Raw genomic sequence first — 14,630 nt, 5'->3', positions numbered from 1 at the left:
CGGAGGTCCCGTCGCCGGTCAGGTCGCTTGCGGCATCGCTGGTGGTCACACCGAGGATGCGTCCGTTGAGGGCCGAGGTGCTTGTAAGACCGTTGAATGTCAGGGAGTTCCCGGTGCTGAAATTCAGAACGAGGTTGCCATTCTGGATCACGGCATTCGACATCAGCGCATTGAAGCTGCCTGACCACAGAGTCGCGTCGATATCGACCAGATCACCGGAGAAGTCTGTGATTACGTCAACGCCGCCGGTATAGGCGAAGGTGTCAACATTTGCGCCGCCGGTCAGCGTGTCATTACCGGCCCCGCCGGACAGGTAGTTCTGGGCTGCATTGCCAATGATGGTGTCGTTCCCGGACCCGGCGATGTAGTTTTCGATGACCGTGCCGCTTGCCACGACGACATTCCCGGTCAGCCCGAAGACATTCCAGATTCCAAGGCTGTTCAGGTCAACAAGCTGGTTCGAGGTGTCGTTGCTCAGATTGACCGTGTCGATGCCGCTGTGATCGTAGAGCGTGAAGGCAATGGGGCCATTGTCATAGCGATTGTTCGTGTCTTGCCCCGCGGTCACGATATCGAAGATGTCGCCCAGATAGCCGCCTATGGTTTGCCCCACGCCATATGTCGTATCGCCTGCAGTGGGTGAAGAGGCATCCGGTGCTCCGTAGAGGTTCTGAATTGCGACGATATCTGCCGCCATCGCAGTCACCTGAAGGGCATAGCTTGCATCGACATCCGTGTTGTCGGTCTGCGAGAAATAGGACATGACCGACAACTGATAGCTGTCATTGCTGAAAGCTGCGTCGACGGGATAGCTGGCTGAGCCGTTATAGGGCCCTTGGTGGCCGAGTCCGAGCGCATGTCCAAGCTCGTGAATATAGGTGGAAAAGCTGTAGTCGTCATAGCCGGCACCATAGGTGTCGAGCCACGTGCTGGAGATGTTGACGGTGGCGGAGGTCGTGTAGGGCCCGAGAGAGGAATAGGAGGCAAAGGCGCCGCTCTGCGTGTCGGTGAAGGTGATCTGTTCACCGCTTGTAACCTCACGGAATGTGATGTCCGCCACGGCGGTCCACGCTTCCATGGCGGCGCGGGCCAGGAATTGGCCCCGGTCGTCCAATGCGGTGATGTTGACTGTGATTTCGTTGCTGCTGGACGTGTCGAAGACATGGCGTGTTCCACCGACCGAGCTCCAGTACCCGTCAGTCAGGAATGCGGCCAGTTCATCAAGGCTGCCTTCGGTGATGCTGTTGGAATAGGGCTCGACGGTGATCTGATAAGTGCCGGTGGTGCTGTCGTCCCAGGCACGCGCACTGAGATAGTAGGTCCCGTCGCTTGTCGGGGTGAAAACGAGGCGGGAATCGCGGTTTGCCCCGCCATCGTCGTTCTCTGCGATCTGTGATCCGCTTCCCGAATAGACACGCAGATAGGAGTCGGACAATGTGCCTGTGCCCGCCCCGTCCGCCAGAATCCGGATCTCGTATGATGTGCCCGCCGACAGGCTTATGGCGACCCAATCGGCATCCCCAAGGGAATCGATGTTGCCGGAGAAGCTGTCACCGACAGACATGACATTTGTCGTCGCAACGGAGGCCGGTGCCGACGGGACTTCCGGCACTTCTGCCATCTCGTTGGTCAGGGCCGTGTAGACGCAGTCAGGATCATACGGGCGGACAGCAACGCAGATTGTGCACATTTGGGTTCACTCGATTGGGTAGATCATGGCTTTCGCAGTCAGGTTGACGCCTAAATATGGCAACCATTGGACGCGTTTTAGACCCTTTTTCTGCTGTTCCTGCAAAACCTGATGAATTCTCTGGCCGGGTCGGTTCCCCGGGCTTGCCGAGGTCGGGAAACCGCCAAAGCTGCGCCCTGTGTCGACATGGGCAGGCGGAAAAGGCTGGTGCGATCGGGATGCATGGAAAAACCGCCATCACTGCGCCGCCGGGACCGTCTAGTCCGCAACCCGCTTGACGAATTGAGACTTCAGCCCGATCTGGCCCACGCCGGGAATCTTGCAATCGATGTCGTGATCGCCGGGCACCAGCCGGATGTTGCGCACCTTTGTGCCGACCTTGACCACTGTGGACGTGCCCTTGAGCTTGAGGTCCTTGATGACGGTCACGGTGTCTCCATCCGCCAGCGGGTTGCCGACGCTGTCGCGGATCACGTCCTCCGCCGCCGCACCCGGAGCCCATTCATGGCCGCATTCCGGGCAGTTGAGCAACGCATCCACCTGGTAGGTATAGGCAGAGGAACAGGCGGGGCACGGGGGCAGATTGTCGGTCATGGCCTGCCTATAGCCGTGGCGGTTTGGGCTGACGAGGGGTGTTGTGGTCGCGGCAGATGCTTTGCGTCACACCGCCACCCCAACAGACCCGCCTTGCCGGGCGATCAGGACGAAACGGGCAGATCACCAGATAGACGCAGCGCGAATTCGTTTTCGAACAGAGATAGTTGCTTAGTACAAATATTTTGTTTGCCACAAATGGACTCAGATTCTACCGTTGCCCTACGTCCCGACACCCTCGGGCGTGTTGGGTGTGCATTTGGAGAAGTGATAGATGAAGACAAGCTTCACCCGTATTGTCCCAGCCTTGGCACTGACGTCAGTTCTTGGGTTGGTCGCGTGCAATGAAGATTCCTCTCTTTTAGAAGAGGCGATAGTCCACCGCGATGCTGCCTGCGCTTGCACAACCACCGAATGCGCTGATCCCCATGCCCGGTGGTTTATCGACATGCAAGCTCAGCACATGGATCGACTACTGGCGCTATCGAGCGACGATGCAGTCCGCTATAGAAACGCCCGCATCGCGACCGAGACCTGCTGGCTGGATATCAGTGGCATCCTGGAACAGAACTGACCGACGCAGGCCCCAATTGCCCGCTTACAACCCCTCCGGCTGGCCAACCACCACCACATGCAGCCCCTCCGGGTCCATCAGGCGGGCGGCGGTGCGGGAAATATCCTCCAGCGTCACGGCCATGACCTGATCGTTCCGGGTGTTGATGTAATCAATGGGCATTTCGTCGATCTGCATGCCCGACAGGATGCCCGCAATCGTTGCATTGCCGGTGAATCGCAGGGGGTAGGCACCGGTCAGATAGGTTTGTGCGGCCTCCAGTTCCTCTGCCGTGACACCATTCTCGGCGACATCGGCCCATTGATCATGCAGCACGTCGATTGCTTCGGCCACCAGATCGTTGGAGGAGGAGAACTGACCCAGCATCATCGGGCCGTGATCGAAGAGCACGAGGAAGGTCGAAATGCCATAGGTCAGGCCGCGTTCCACCCGCACCTCCTGCATCAGGCGGGACCGGAAATTGCCGCCACCAAGGATCTGGTTCAGCACATAGGCGGCGAAGAAATCCGGGTCGTGGCGTTCGATCCCGGCATGGCCGAAAAAGGCCGTGGATTGCGGCGTGGGGTAGTCGATGACGGTGATGCCGCCGGTCAGGTTGTAGGGCGCATCACCGGGCATCTCGGCCCCGGTTTCGGGCAGGTCGCCAAGCAGACGGTCCAGCATCAGGCCCAGTTCTTCGGGCGTGATGTCGCCCGACACGCCGATATGCACCCGGTCGCGGGCCAGCGCGCCCTGGTGGGCGGCAATCAGATCGTCACGGGTCAGCGCCTGAACGCTTTCGGTCGTTCCCTCCTGCCCCGAGCCATAGGGATGATCCCCGAACGTCTGGGCGTAGAGCTCTGAGGACGCGAGGTCCGACGGGTCGTTCTGATTGCTGTCGATGATCGACAGAACCTGTGTGCGGACACGGTCGATGGCGGATTGTTCGAAACTGGGGTCCACCAGCGCCGCGCGCAGCAGGTCAACGGCCTCGTCCCGGTTCTGGGTCAGCATCCGAGCGGTGATGTTGATCGAATCCCGGTAGGAATCGAAACCAAAATAGGCCGCCAGCGCCTCGGACCGGGCCGCGAACTCGGCATTGTCCATATCGGCGGCACCTTCCTCTAGCAGACCAGTCATCAGATAGGTCGCGCCACGCGCGCCGGGCGCGTCAAGCGAGGTGCCGCCCTCGAACAGGATGTCGATTGCCACAAAGGGGATGGAATGATCCTCGACCAGCCAGGCCGTCAGGCCGCCGGGTGACGTGACTTCCTGAATATCGACCTGCGCGCGGGCGGGCAGGGTGGCGGCAAGCGTGAGGGCGACGAAGGCAAGAATGCGGAACATGGGCTGTCTCCTCACAGGCCGGGGGCGGTCAGATAACCGGTGACCGAAGTGGTTTCCGTGAAGATCATCCGGGCGGCCTCCATCACCTCTTCGGGCGTGATCGAGGCGATGACATCGGGCCAGTCCTGAATGTCCTGAACTGTCAGGCCGGAGGTCAGGCCGACACCGTACATGCGGGCCAGATCCCCCACATCGTCCTGCGCATAGATCATCTCGGCTTCCCACTGGAACTGGATGCGCGCGAACTGTTCGGGGTCGATGCCGTCTTCAAGGAACTGGGCGATGACACGATCCAGATCGGCCTCGGCCTCTTCCAGCGAAACGCCCGGCACCGGCACGTTGAAGATGGAGAAGGCGGTGTCATCCAGATTGGTGCCGGAATAGCTGGCAGAGGCATAGAGCGACCGGGCCTCCTCCACTTGCAGCACGCGGGGCAGCACGGCAGTGGCACCGGACCCTGCCAGCACGTTGGACAAGAGCGTCAGGGCGGCAGCGGTGCGCTGATCGCCGGGGTCGCGTTCGGGCGCGATATAGCTGCGGACCACGTAGGGATCGGACACGCGCGGGTCTTCGTAGTAGATACGGCGGTCTGCGATCTGAGGCGGGTCATGGGGGCGCTGGCGCGGCTCGATGCCGGAGGGTTCCAGCGGGCCATAATGCTCTTCGGCCAGTTCGCGGACCTCCTCGGGCGTCACGTCGCCCGCGACGATCAGGATCGCGTTATCGGGGGAATAGTAGTCGTGATAGAAGGAAAACACATCCTCGCGGTCCAATGCCTCGATCTCGTGCCGCCAACCGCCGATAGGGATGCGATAGGGATGTGCGAGATAAAGCGAGGCGCGAAGCTGTTCGTTGAAGAGTGCCCCGGCGCTGGAATCGGTCCGCTGTGCGCGTTCTTCCAGAATGACGCTGCGCTCGGTGGCGATATCGTCATCTGTCAGCAGCAGGTTGCGCATCCGGTCGGCTTCCATCTGCATCATCAGGCCGAGCCGGTCCGAGGCGACACGCTGATAGTAGCCGGTATAATCCCAGCTGGTGAAGGCATTGTCGGACCCGCCATTGGCCTCGACCGTGTCGGAAAACTCGCCGCTTTCCAGCGTTTCGGTGGCCTTGAACATCAGGTGTTCGAGGAAATGCGCGATGCCGGAGCGGCCGGGCGGCTCATCCGCTGCGCCGACGCGATACCACAGCATGTGAACCACAACCGGGGCGCGGTGGTCTTCGATGACGACGGCGTGCAGCCCGTTGTCGAGGGTGAATTCCGTCACCTCGTTGGCCACGGCCCCTGTTGGGATCAGCGGCAGAAGGGCCAGGCAGGCGGCCATCGCGTGTCTCAGCATTCAGGAACCTCTCGAGTCAAACCGTGTCCTGTCAACAGATACGGGGTTTGACGTCGGCATCAAGCGCGCTGACGCGGATGTGAGCGGATCGAGCCGTTTTGAACGGCTTTTGGCGAACACGGCTGAAGCGGAAAACAGGGTGCAAGGGCTGAGACCCCGGCAGTTGCCGGAGTCCCCTTGGTTCAGGCCACCTTGCGAATGGCGAGACTTTCAGCAATCCGCCCCNGGCTGAGACCCCGGCAGTTGCCGGAGTCCCCTTGGTTCAGGCCACCTTGCGAATGGCGAGACTTTCAGCAATCCGCCCCGGCACCTGCCGCGCGGACATCGCACGGGGGTAGGGAAGTTCTTCCATTTCCGGCACATCACCATAGAGCGCTTCGAACTCGGCGAAGTTGTCGAACACCCGGCGGCTCACGTTGTCGATGAAGGTCTCGGCAGGGGCGCCGTTTGCGAGGATGATCTCATGTTCCTCGGTCTCGATATGGTAGACGGTATAGGTCTGTCCCATCTCGGAGAGCGGCACACGGGTGATCGTGGTGTCGTTCACAAGCGCCCCCGCATGGCAGATGACACCATCCACCAGCATCCCGTGATCGGCGGTCACTGTCAGGTCCGTATGGGGCAGGCCGTTGCCAAGCGCGTCTGCGCTGATCCGCACCGGCATCAGACGCTCGGCGGGACCGAAGGCGGTAGAAACGGTTTGGCGTCCGATCCATTTGACCGGGACGATGCAGCCTTCTGCGGTCAGCACCGGGTCTCCGATCGTAAGGCGCTCGACTTCGATTTCCCCTTGCGGTGTCATGATCCGGGTCCCGCCGAGAAAGCAGTAGATATACGAGCCGGTATTGGTCGTGTTCACGGTTCCGCCCTGCGGCAGCGACGGGTTGTTCGAGAGGATCCATGTGCCGCCGCCGCTGAGGAACTGGATGATCGGATCGTCGCCATCCGTCAGCGCTATGACCTGCGCCTGATAGGTTCCGCTACTATCGATATAGTAGACCAGGTCTCCCAGTGCGGTCGTTCCGTCGACCGCACCGTCCCGGCCATCACTGAGCGTATAGGGGCCGGACGACCCCGGGGACGAAGCATCGTACCGGGTGCCGACATTCATGACCCCGCCCGCCGTGCCGCCTGTTACCTGGTAGACATAGGTTAAAAGCTCTGAGTTCGGCATGTTACCCCCGCCTTGCCTGCCATGGACCCGCACGTAGGTTTTCAGGAAAGATTTTCAAGCTCAATACCTTAGCGGATCCGAGCACGGAGCTGTAACCATACAGACACAGATTTTCGGGCACCATCTGCGCTTTATTCGCGGTGTCCACGTTTCCGATGTGGCACACGCGAATCCGGTGGCCGTGAAGGAGTATCAATCTTCGATATTGCCGATTTCTTGCGGCGGCGCAGCGGGCGTGCGGATGCCAGCGGCGCGCATGCGCTCGAGTTCTGCATAGCGGTCGAGCGACATGGAGCGATAGGCGCGGTGATAGACGTTCACGGCGGCGATGCGTTCCAGAATCCGTCCGTCGTTGCGGCGGCGGAATTCCAGGTCTTCTGCGGCCAGCGTATCGCGGATATCGCGGCCGACGCCGAAGCGGGTCACATAGCTGACCATGCCCTGGCTGCCAGCCCCGGCGCGGTCGATATTGCCGCCAAGCGCGGCGGCCACGTCGGCCTCGGGGTCGGGATCGGCGCGGTTGATGCCACCGGGGGACGGGGCAGGCAGGCTTTGCAGATCGTCCGGCACTTGCAGAGGCCGCGTGGGAAGAATGCCGAATTCATCGGGGCCTTCGCCGTCGGCGCGCAGGTTCAACAGGCGTGGGTCGTCCCGACCGCATGCCGCGAGTGCCAAAAGCACCAGTCCCAAGCCGATTGCCGTGCGAAGCCTGCTCATTCAGTCTCTCCTCTCGGACGGTTTAGCGCATGTTTTCGCCGCCGTCACGGGGTCATATTCTTCGTATCTGCAAAGATCAGCAAGCCAAAGGCACCGACAAAGACACCGATATCGGCAATGTTGAACGCATACGGGTTCTGAAAGCCACAGCAGGAGGTGTTCAGGAAGTCCGCAACCGCGCCATAGATGACCCTGTCGAAGGCATTTGCGATGGCCCCGCCGATGATGGCGCCCGCCGACAACATCGAGATGCGTTTGTGCATTCGGCGCGACCACCACAGGATCCAGGCCGAGATGACGAAGGCCAGCGCGACAAGCAGCCAGCGGGTGGCGTCGGCGTCATTGGCCAGAAGGCCGAAATTGACGCCGGTGTTCCAGCCCATGTGAAAGTTCAGATAGGGCGGCAGGATTTCCATATGGCCGATGGTCAGCAGATCCATCTGGTAGAGCACGAACCATTTGCTGATCTGGTCGAGCGCAAACCAGAAAAGCGCGGAGAGGAGGGTGAGGCGCATCTGCCAACGTCCTTGCTATCTTGTGGGCCCGGGTTTCGTCGCGCATCGCGCGCCGACCCGCCGGGGGGCGCTGCCCCCCGGACCCCCCGAGGTATTTTTGCCAAGATGAAAGGGGGACTGGCGGGTTGCAACCCCTGTCAGTGGCGGAAATGACGCATGCCGGTGAAGACCATGGCAAGGCCGGCCTCGTTTGCCGCCGCAATCACATCGTCATCGCGCATGGAGCCGCCGGGCTGGATAACGCAGTTGGCCCCTGCCTGAGCCGCTTCCATGAGCCCATCAGGGAAGGGGAAGAAGGCGTCGGAGGCCACGGCGGAGCCGATCGTCAGCGGTTGCGGCAGGCCAAGCGCCTCGGCCATGCGTTCGGCTTTTTTCGCAGCGATGAGGGCCGAGTCGACACGGCTCATCTGGCCTGCGCCGACGCCCACTGTGGCACCGTCCTTCACGTAGACGATGGCGTTGGATTTGACGTGCTTGGCCACTTTCCAGGCGAAGAGTAGGTCGCGCATCTGGTCGTCTGTCGGGGCCTTCTTCGTCACGACCTTGAGATCGTCGAGACCCACGAAGCCGCTATCCTTGTCCTGCACCAGAAGGCCGCCCGCGACCTGACGGAAGGAGAGCCCGCCTGCTCGGGTATCGGGCAGGCCGCCGGTTGTCAGAAGGCGCAGGTTCTTCTTGGCGGCGAAGATTTCCTTCGCCTCGTCCGATGCGCCGGGGGCGATCACCACCTCGGTGAAGATGCCGGTGATTTTCTCGGCGGTGGCCGCGTCGAGCGGCCGGTTCAGGGCGACGATACCGCCGAAGGCCGAGGTGCGGTCGCAGTCGAAGGCCGATTTATAGGCGTCAAGCAGCGTCGCGCCCACGGCCACGCCGCAGGGGTTGGCGTGCTTGATGATGGCGCAGGCAGGCGTGTCGGTGCCGAACTCCGCCACAAGCTCGAACGCCGCGTCGGTATCGTTGATGTTGTTGTAGCTCAGCTCCTTGCCCTGGTGCTGTTGGGCGGTCGCCACGCCCTCGCGGCCCGAACCATCCACGTAGAAGGCGGCGCGCTGGTGGCTGTTCTCGCCATAGCGCAGGGTCTGTTTCAGCGTGCCAGCGAAGGCGCGGCGGCGCGGGGTGTCTTGCCCAAGCGCGCCCGCCATCCAGCCGGACACGGCGGCGTCATAGGCGGCGGTGCGGGCATAGGCGGTGAGGGCCAGTTGCTGGCGGAAGGCGTAGGATGTCGCGCCTTCGTTTTCTTCGAGCTGCGTCAGAAGGGCGGCGTAATCCTCGGGGTCGGTCACCACGTTCACGAAGGCATGGTTTTTCGCCGCGGCGCGGATCATCGCGGGGCCGCCGATGTCGATGTTTTCGATGCAGGTGTCATAGTCGGCACCTTTGGCGACGGTTTCCTCGAACGGGTAGAGGTTTACCACCAGCAGGTCGATGCCTTCGATGCCGTGCTCATTCATGGCCGCCACATGGGCGTCATTGTCGCGCAGGGCCAGAAGCCCGCCATGCACCTTGGGGTGCAGGGTTTTGACGCGGCCATCCATCATCTCGGGGAAACCGGTGACCTCGGCTACATCCTTCACCGCCAATCCAGCATCGCGCATGGCCTTGGCGCTGCCGCCGGTCGAGAGCAGGACCACCCCACGGGCGGCAAGGGCCTGGGCAAGCTCGATCAGCCCTGTCTTGTCGGATACGGAAAGCAGGGCGCGGCGCAGCGGCACGAGATCGGTCATGGTGTCTCCTGTGTCTTTTTACAGCCGGAGCACATCGGACGCAGGGGCGCGTGGGGTGCGCGGGGCGTCGGTGGGTTTGGCGAGGCTCCAGCTTACGGCGCTGCCATAATCGGTTACGCGGGAAGATAGAACGATCTGTTTTGTCGCGCGTGGCTTTAACCGGCCTGATTCGAGATAAACGCTCTTCTCCAGTGTCAGGTTGGCCTCTCGCCCGTGGCGGAAGACCCAAACCTCGCCGCCGCGAAGGGTCAGGGACACGGCCGCGCCGCCAAGATCGAGCTCGGCCTCCACATCCGGGTGCAGGTGAAAGCGCAGGGTGAAGGGAATGCCGTCGATGGGCAGATGGGCCATGACCCGGTCCAGCGTGTCGCGGTCCTTGTCGGTCAGCGCGGCAAGCCCATCTTCGCCGCGGAGCAGCCGCCCGTCATTTTCCAGGCTGAGGCTGCGCAGGTGGATCAGCCCATGGGTGCGGCGGTAGCCGTCATGGGAAAAGGCAATGGCGCGAGCGGCACCGCTGTCGCTTTCCTGAACCTCGACCTTCTCTGGCCCCTCTAGTAGCGCCTGCTTGACCACCCCGTGATAAGCGGACCGGGGGCCGAGCCGGGCCGAGGAATAGCCTTCGATCGACAGGGTGGAATGCGAGGGCGTGGCCCGGCCTGCACGCCGCCAGTCGGCCCCGAACCCCGCGCCAGAGCCGCAATTGACGATCACCGGGCGGCGGCCGGAGGTCAGCTCAAACGCCAGCGTCGAGGCATGGGAATTATAGGCCTCTGGCCCCATCATCGGCGGGGCGGCGTCGATCACGACAGAGCTGCGCCCGCCCGACAGACGTGCATAGCCCATGGCAAGGCCGGAAACGGTGGCAGGCCGCACGCCGGATTGCGACAGAGCATGGTCCAGCCGCCCCACCTGCCCGCGTCCGCCGCCATGGAACCGCGCCAAGCCGCCATCGGCGTGCCGCAAGCTGCGCAGGGTGGGGGCCATCCGCATGATCGCGGTGTTGACGGCGGGGTCGGGGCTTTTGCCGGATTCGGCCAGAACGGCGGCGGTCCATGTCAGCAGGGTGAAGACCTGCAACAGCTCCTCGGGGTTGCGGGTGACAATGCCGCCGGAGGAATCGATTTCTCGCGCGCATTCCTGTGCCAGAGCCTTCAGGGCCGGTTTCAGATGGTGAGCCACACCGATGAGCGAGCAGGCGGAATAGATCAGGCCCGTGAGCGCCTCGAATCGCGGCAGCCCGTGCGAGGTGCTGCGCCAGCGCCGCGCAAGGAAATCGGCCTGCCGCCCGAGCACGGCATAAAAGGCGCGGGTCTCGGCGGCCTCCTGCCCGTTCATCAGGAACAGGGCATGGCTGATCCAGCGGATCTGGCGACGGCCAACAAGGTCGGGCACCCAGCCCGGGCCCTTGCCGCTACCATATCGGGCCAGCCAGCCGGCCAGCCAGTCCTGCGCCATGGGTCGGGCGGATCCATCGGGTATGGCGGCCAGATGGTCCAGCCATTCGAAGCCGTGCAGTTCATCTTCGAACGCGTCAGAGGGCGGTGTCAGCGCCCATGGCACATCCTTGGGCATCTGCACCAGCACACCCGCGAACAGCAGGTTTCCAGCCATCAACTGCCGTCCGCGCGCGTCCGATCCAATGAGGCGAGGCTCCGGCTGCGAGGTAAAACCCTTCGGCTTGGGCGCAAAGCCCGCCCGCCACGCCGCCCACCGGTTGGCGAACCGGTTGAGCCGTCCGGGGCGCTCGCGCAGCGCGACCGGGGCGGGGGAGAGGGCTTCTGACATCTGCTTGCGGACTGCTCTTGTTTTTCTGGCCGCAAGGATAGCAGGGATCAGCCCCGTTTCAAAAGGGCCATGTAGAAGCCGTCCATCCCGCCGCTGTCGGCCCAGAAATCCGGGCGCAGACGCAGACCGCCTTCAGCGCTGGCCCAGTGGGCGTCACCGCCAAGCGAGACCGGGTCAATAGGCAGAATCGTCAGGTCTGCATGACGTTTCAGCGCCGCCTTGACCTGATTCTCCCCCTCATTGGGGAGCAGCGAACAGGTGCAATAGACCATGAGGCCGCCGGGTTTCAGCAGGGTTACGGCGTGGTCGATCATCTGCATCTGCAACCGGGTCAGCGATTCGACCTCCTTGGAGGTTTTCACGAAGGGGAGGTCGGGATGACGACGGATGGTGCCGGTGGCCGAACAGGGCGCATCGAGCAGGATCGCGTCGAAGGGGTCGGCCTCGTATGTCAGCGCGTCGGCGGTGACGAGGGTGGCATTGAGCCCGGTGCGGGCAAGATTTTCCTCGACCCGTTTCAGGCGCGGGCCGGAAAGGTCCAGCGCCGTTACATCGGCCCCGGCGGCGGCGAGCTGCATCGTTTTCCCACCGGGCGCGGCGCAGAGGTCGAGCACCCGTTGGCCAGTCACATCGCCAAGCAGTTTCGCAGGTAGCGCGGCGGCGGCGTCCTGCACCCACCAGTCGCCCGTGTCGTAACCGGGCAAAGCGGTCACCTGCGCCTGCGCCAGTCGGAGCGACCCGGTCGGCAGCAGTTCCGCGCCGTCGATTGTGACACCGGGCTTGGGCGTGATGTCCAAGGGCGCGGGGCGTTCATGGGCCGCCTCGATGGCCGCGACGGCATCCACCCCATAGGCCTTGTGCATGGGTTTGCGCAGCCAGATCGGCAGCGCCTGAGGGGGCGTGTTCGCCCACGCGTCGCGCCCTTCAGCATCCAGCTTGCGCAGAACGGCATTCACCATGCCCGAGGCGCGGGACCAGCGCGGGTGGCGCTTGGCGATTTCAACGAGCGAGGCCACGACGCCATGAGGCTCGGACCCGTCCACCAGCAATTCCGCCGCGCCGAGACGCAGCAGGTTCTGCACCGCGAGCGTCGGGCGGCGGGTCAGGTAGGGGCGCAGCACCGCGTCGATGCGGCCCATATGGCGCATGACCGTCAGGGCAAGGCGCTGGGCGCGGGCGGCATCCTGGGGAGACAGACCCTGCGGCGCGGGCTGATGGGACATCATCCGGTGGTCCATCATCACGCCGCGCAGATGATCCAGCGCCGCGCGGCGGGCGGCGAGGCCGGTATCGGGGCCGGTGTCTTGCATGGGGCGTCCTCTTGTCACTCAACCCGCGCGGGGTATATCAAAGCCCCAGACCGCACAAGGATTGCGACCCATGTCCGACGACGCCTCCAAACCCCGCACCGATCTGCCCCCCGCCGCTCAGCGCGCGCTCGCAGAGGCGGAGGAGCGGCGCAAGGCGGCGAAGGCGCTGGAGTTACCGACCGAACTGGGGGGGCGTGACGGCCCGGAACCGGTGCGCTTCGGCGACTGGGAAAAAAAGGGCATCGCGGTCGATTTCTGAGAGTTTCGCCGCCTGACGGCGTCGACCGGGGAACGCCCCGTCTCAGACCCCTTTGGGGCCCTCGGCGGGGCGTGTTGCCACGGGATAGCCACGACGGTGCCGCGCCCTGGCGATGATCGTTAGGGCCGACAGGTTCGGGGCGCGCAGGCGGAGGTGGTTTTACCCGGCTCCAACCTATCCTGACGGTTTCATTCAGCCTGTCAAAGTCGTGAAGCCCGCCAGGTCACGGACACATCCGCTTGATCTGTTGCAGAACATCCGGGTTTCCTTCCACCGCCGCTGCGGCCAGATCCCGCGCCGCGCCAAGCAGTGCATCCGGTGCAACGATCCGATCCAGCAGGCCCCATTGCAGTGCTTCGTCCGCCCCGATCTTCTGGCTGGCCAACAGGATCATCCTGGCGCGCGCGGGCCCGACCAGAGCCGCCAGCCGCCCCGGGTCGGATGGCTGCGGCAGGTAGCCGAGCTTTGCAACGGGGTAGAAGAACTTCGCCCCCGGCACCGCGATACGGATATCGCAGGCCAGCGCCATGCCGAATGCCCCACCCGCCAGCGTTCCGTTCAGGGCAGCGATGGTCAGGCAAGGCAAGGCTGCAATCGCACCGGACATCCGTTCCCATAGCGGCGACACCGCAAGCCCCGCCTTTGCCGCCTCCAGATCCGCCCCGGCGGAAAACACGCGGTCCCCGGCCCCGGTCAGAACGAATGCACGCAGGCTGTCATCCGCGGCCCCGGTCTCTGCGATCTCGGCCAGGTCCTCCAGCATCCCGGCGGTCAGCGAATTGGCCTTGTCGGGGCGGTTCAGCGTGACGGTCCAAAGCCCGCCCTCCTTCGTCAGTTCAATCACGCGATCACCCCGATCCGGCGGCGAATACTCTCGTCGCGCAGGGAAATCTCTTCGCCAAGGAACTCATCCGCTTCCGCGCCGCACATCCACAGCAGACATTGTGCGGGCCAGTCTGCTGGGATGTGATCCTCCCATGCCAACTGGCTGACCGGGTTCACGCCGCTGGCCTTGATCTCGCGTTGCATCTGCGTGGCGACGGTGCCGGGCGACAGGCCGATGGCCCGGATGCCCTGCGCTGCGCCTTCCTTGTGGGCGCATTTGGTCAGCATCGCGACGCCCGCTTTCGACGTGCAATAATGGCTCCAGCCTTCCAGCGCATTATGCGCTGCGCCGGAACTGATCGTCAGTATCGACCCGCCACCGCGCTCCACCATCACCGGCATGGCCGCGCGCATGCCGTAATAGACGCCTTTCAGGTTGATATCTATGACATGGCCCCAAGCATCGGGGTCCGAGCCCATCAGCGAGGCAACAGGCTCGATCACGCCTGCGTTGTTGATCAGGACATCGAGCCCGCCAAAGGCTTCGACACAGGCATTCACCGCGGCCTCGACCTCCCAGTAGCGGCTGACATCACAGGGAATGGCCAGCGCCGAATCGCCGATCTCGCCCGCGATCTGGGCGATCTCGTCGCGGGATCGGGCCAGCAGGCAGACCTTGGCACCTTCCGAGGCAAATAGCCGTGCCGCTGCCTCGCCAATGCCGCGGCTTGCGCCCGTTATCATTGCCACCTTACCGTCCAAGCTGCCCATATGCGCTGTCTCCCGCCGAAAATCTG

Annotated in this window: 14 protein-coding genes; 2 read left to right on the top strand and 12 right to left on the bottom strand. The window is 63.4% G+C overall.

The features are described 5' to 3' along the window. Together EP237_RS20910 and EP237_RS20905 are read right to left on the bottom strand one after the other, a co-directional pair. Positions 1 to 1,690 (bottom strand): M10 family metallopeptidase C-terminal domain-containing protein (locus EP237_RS20910; protein WP_127562768.1); only part of this gene is annotated, 1,690 nt, incomplete at its 3' end. Positions 1,691 to 1,948: 258 nt separating this feature from the next. Next, a complete protein-coding gene (locus EP237_RS20905; protein ID WP_127562767.1) occupies positions 1,949 to 2,284 on the bottom strand; it encodes a zinc ribbon domain-containing protein YjdM in 336 nt (111 codons plus the stop codon). 274 nt (positions 2,285 to 2,558) lie between these two features. On the opposite strand from EP237_RS20905, the gene EP237_RS20900 reads away from it, so the two are divergent. Then, positions 2,559 to 2,858: a hypothetical protein gene (locus EP237_RS20900; protein ID WP_127562766.1), complete on the top strand. Its 300-nt coding sequence runs from the start codon at positions 2,559 to 2,561 to the stop codon at positions 2,856 to 2,858. Positions 2,859 to 2,882: 24 nt separating this feature from the next. Here the strand turns inward: EP237_RS20900 and EP237_RS20895 are convergent, their stop codons facing one another. From EP237_RS20895 to EP237_RS20860, 8 genes are all read right to left on the bottom strand, one after another. Beyond that, on the bottom strand, positions 2,883 to 4,184 hold the full coding sequence (locus EP237_RS20895; protein WP_127562765.1) for a M16 family metallopeptidase: 1,302 nt from the start codon (positions 4,182 to 4,184) through the stop codon (positions 2,883 to 2,885). An 11-nt stretch (positions 4,185 to 4,195) separates the two neighbouring features. After that, positions 4,196 to 5,524: a M16 family metallopeptidase gene (locus EP237_RS20890; RefSeq protein WP_127562764.1), complete on the bottom strand. Its 1,329-nt coding sequence runs from the start codon at positions 5,522 to 5,524 to the stop codon at positions 4,196 to 4,198. Positions 5,525 to 5,786: 262 nt separating this feature from the next. Further along, positions 5,787 to 6,698, bottom strand: a complete 912-nt coding sequence (locus EP237_RS20885) for a Hint domain-containing protein (RefSeq protein ID WP_127562763.1) — start codon at positions 6,696 to 6,698, stop codon at positions 5,787 to 5,789. Between the two features lie 192 nt (positions 6,699 to 6,890). Beyond that, entirely contained in the window at positions 6,891 to 7,415 is a 525-nt protein-coding gene (locus EP237_RS20880) for a DUF3035 domain-containing protein (RefSeq protein WP_127562762.1), read from the bottom strand. Positions 7,416 to 7,459: 44 nt separating this feature from the next. Further along, the gene (gene lspA / locus EP237_RS20875; RefSeq protein WP_127562761.1) at positions 7,460 to 7,930 is read right to left on the bottom strand and encodes a signal peptidase II; all 471 of its coding nucleotides are present in this window, start codon (positions 7,928 to 7,930) and stop codon (positions 7,460 to 7,462) included. 137 nt (positions 7,931 to 8,067) lie between these two features. Next, positions 8,068 to 9,654 carry a bifunctional phosphoribosylaminoimidazolecarboxamide formyltransferase/IMP cyclohydrolase gene (gene purH / locus EP237_RS20870; protein WP_127562760.1) on the bottom strand — a complete coding sequence of 529 codons (1,587 nt, stop codon included), beginning with the start codon at positions 9,652 to 9,654 and terminating at the stop codon, positions 8,068 to 8,070. An 18-nt stretch (positions 9,655 to 9,672) separates the two neighbouring features. Beyond that, positions 9,673 to 11,439, bottom strand: a complete 1,767-nt coding sequence (locus tag EP237_RS20865; protein WP_127562759.1) for a heparinase II/III family protein — start codon at positions 11,437 to 11,439, stop codon at positions 9,673 to 9,675. A 47-nt stretch (positions 11,440 to 11,486) separates the two neighbouring features. After that, positions 11,487 to 12,749 (bottom strand): RsmB/NOP family class I SAM-dependent RNA methyltransferase, encoded by a 1,263-nt coding sequence (locus EP237_RS20860; protein ID WP_127562758.1) that lies wholly within the window; start codon positions 12,747 to 12,749, stop codon positions 11,487 to 11,489. Between the two features lie 70 nt (positions 12,750 to 12,819). On the opposite strand from EP237_RS20860, the gene EP237_RS20855 reads away from it, so the two are divergent. Then, the gene (locus EP237_RS20855) at positions 12,820 to 13,008 is read left to right on the top strand and encodes a DUF1674 domain-containing protein (protein WP_127562757.1); all 189 of its coding nucleotides are present in this window, start codon (positions 12,820 to 12,822) and stop codon (positions 13,006 to 13,008) included. Positions 13,009 to 13,231: 223 nt separating this feature from the next. Here the strand turns inward: EP237_RS20855 and EP237_RS20850 are convergent, their stop codons facing one another. Then, entirely contained in the window at positions 13,232 to 13,852 is a 621-nt protein-coding gene (locus EP237_RS20850) for an enoyl-CoA hydratase/isomerase family protein (RefSeq protein WP_127562756.1), read from the bottom strand. Further along, positions 13,849 to 14,604, bottom strand: coding sequence for an SDR family oxidoreductase (locus tag EP237_RS20845; protein WP_127562755.1), 756 nt, complete (start codon positions 14,602 to 14,604; stop codon positions 13,849 to 13,851). The genes EP237_RS20850 and EP237_RS20845 overlap by 4 nt, the downstream gene beginning before the upstream one ends. Between the last annotated feature and the right edge of the window lie 26 nt (positions 14,605 to 14,630).

This window comes from Nioella ostreopsis (assembly GCF_004000255.1).
Classification (GTDB): domain Bacteria; phylum Pseudomonadota; class Alphaproteobacteria; order Rhodobacterales; family Rhodobacteraceae; genus Nioella; species Nioella ostreopsis.
This window is presented reverse-complemented; position numbering and strand designations above follow the sequence as displayed.

Bases quoted from the DNA above. Each gene is read 5' to 3' on its own strand.
- purH (WP_127562760.1), bottom strand. From the start codon at position 9,654: ATGACCGATCTCGTGCCGCTGCGCCGCGCCCTGCTTTCCGTATCCGAC.
- EP237_RS20855 (WP_127562757.1), top strand. From the start codon at position 12,820: ATGTCCGACGACGCCTCCAAACCCCGCACCGATCTGCCCCCCGCCGCT.
- EP237_RS20860 (WP_127562758.1), bottom strand. From the start codon at position 12,749: ATGCAAGACACCGGCCCCGATACCGGCCTCGCCGCCCGCCGCGCGGCG.
- EP237_RS20865 (WP_127562759.1), bottom strand. From the start codon at position 11,439: ATGTCAGAAGCCCTCTCCCCCGCCCCGGTCGCGCTGCGCGAGCGCCCC.
- EP237_RS20895 (WP_127562765.1), bottom strand. From the start codon at position 4,184: ATGTTCCGCATTCTTGCCTTCGTCGCCCTCACGCTTGCCGCCACCCTG.
- EP237_RS20900 (WP_127562766.1), top strand. From the start codon at position 2,559: ATGAAGACAAGCTTCACCCGTATTGTCCCAGCCTTGGCACTGACGTCA.
- EP237_RS20890 (WP_127562764.1), bottom strand. From the start codon at position 5,524: ATGCTGAGACACGCGATGGCCGCCTGCCTGGCCCTTCTGCCGCTGATC.
- EP237_RS20905 (WP_127562767.1), bottom strand. From the start codon at position 2,284: ATGACCGACAATCTGCCCCCGTGCCCCGCCTGTTCCTCTGCCTATACC.
- EP237_RS20845 (WP_127562755.1), bottom strand. From the start codon at position 14,604: ATGGGCAGCTTGGACGGTAAGGTGGCAATGATAACGGGCGCAAGCCGC.
- EP237_RS20885 (WP_127562763.1), bottom strand. From the start codon at position 6,698: ATGCCGAACTCAGAGCTTTTAACCTATGTCTACCAGGTAACAGGCGGC.
- lspA (WP_127562761.1), bottom strand. From the start codon at position 7,930: ATGCGCCTCACCCTCCTCTCCGCGCTTTTCTGGTTTGCGCTCGACCAG.
- EP237_RS20880 (WP_127562762.1), bottom strand. From the start codon at position 7,415: ATGAGCAGGCTTCGCACGGCAATCGGCTTGGGACTGGTGCTTTTGGCA.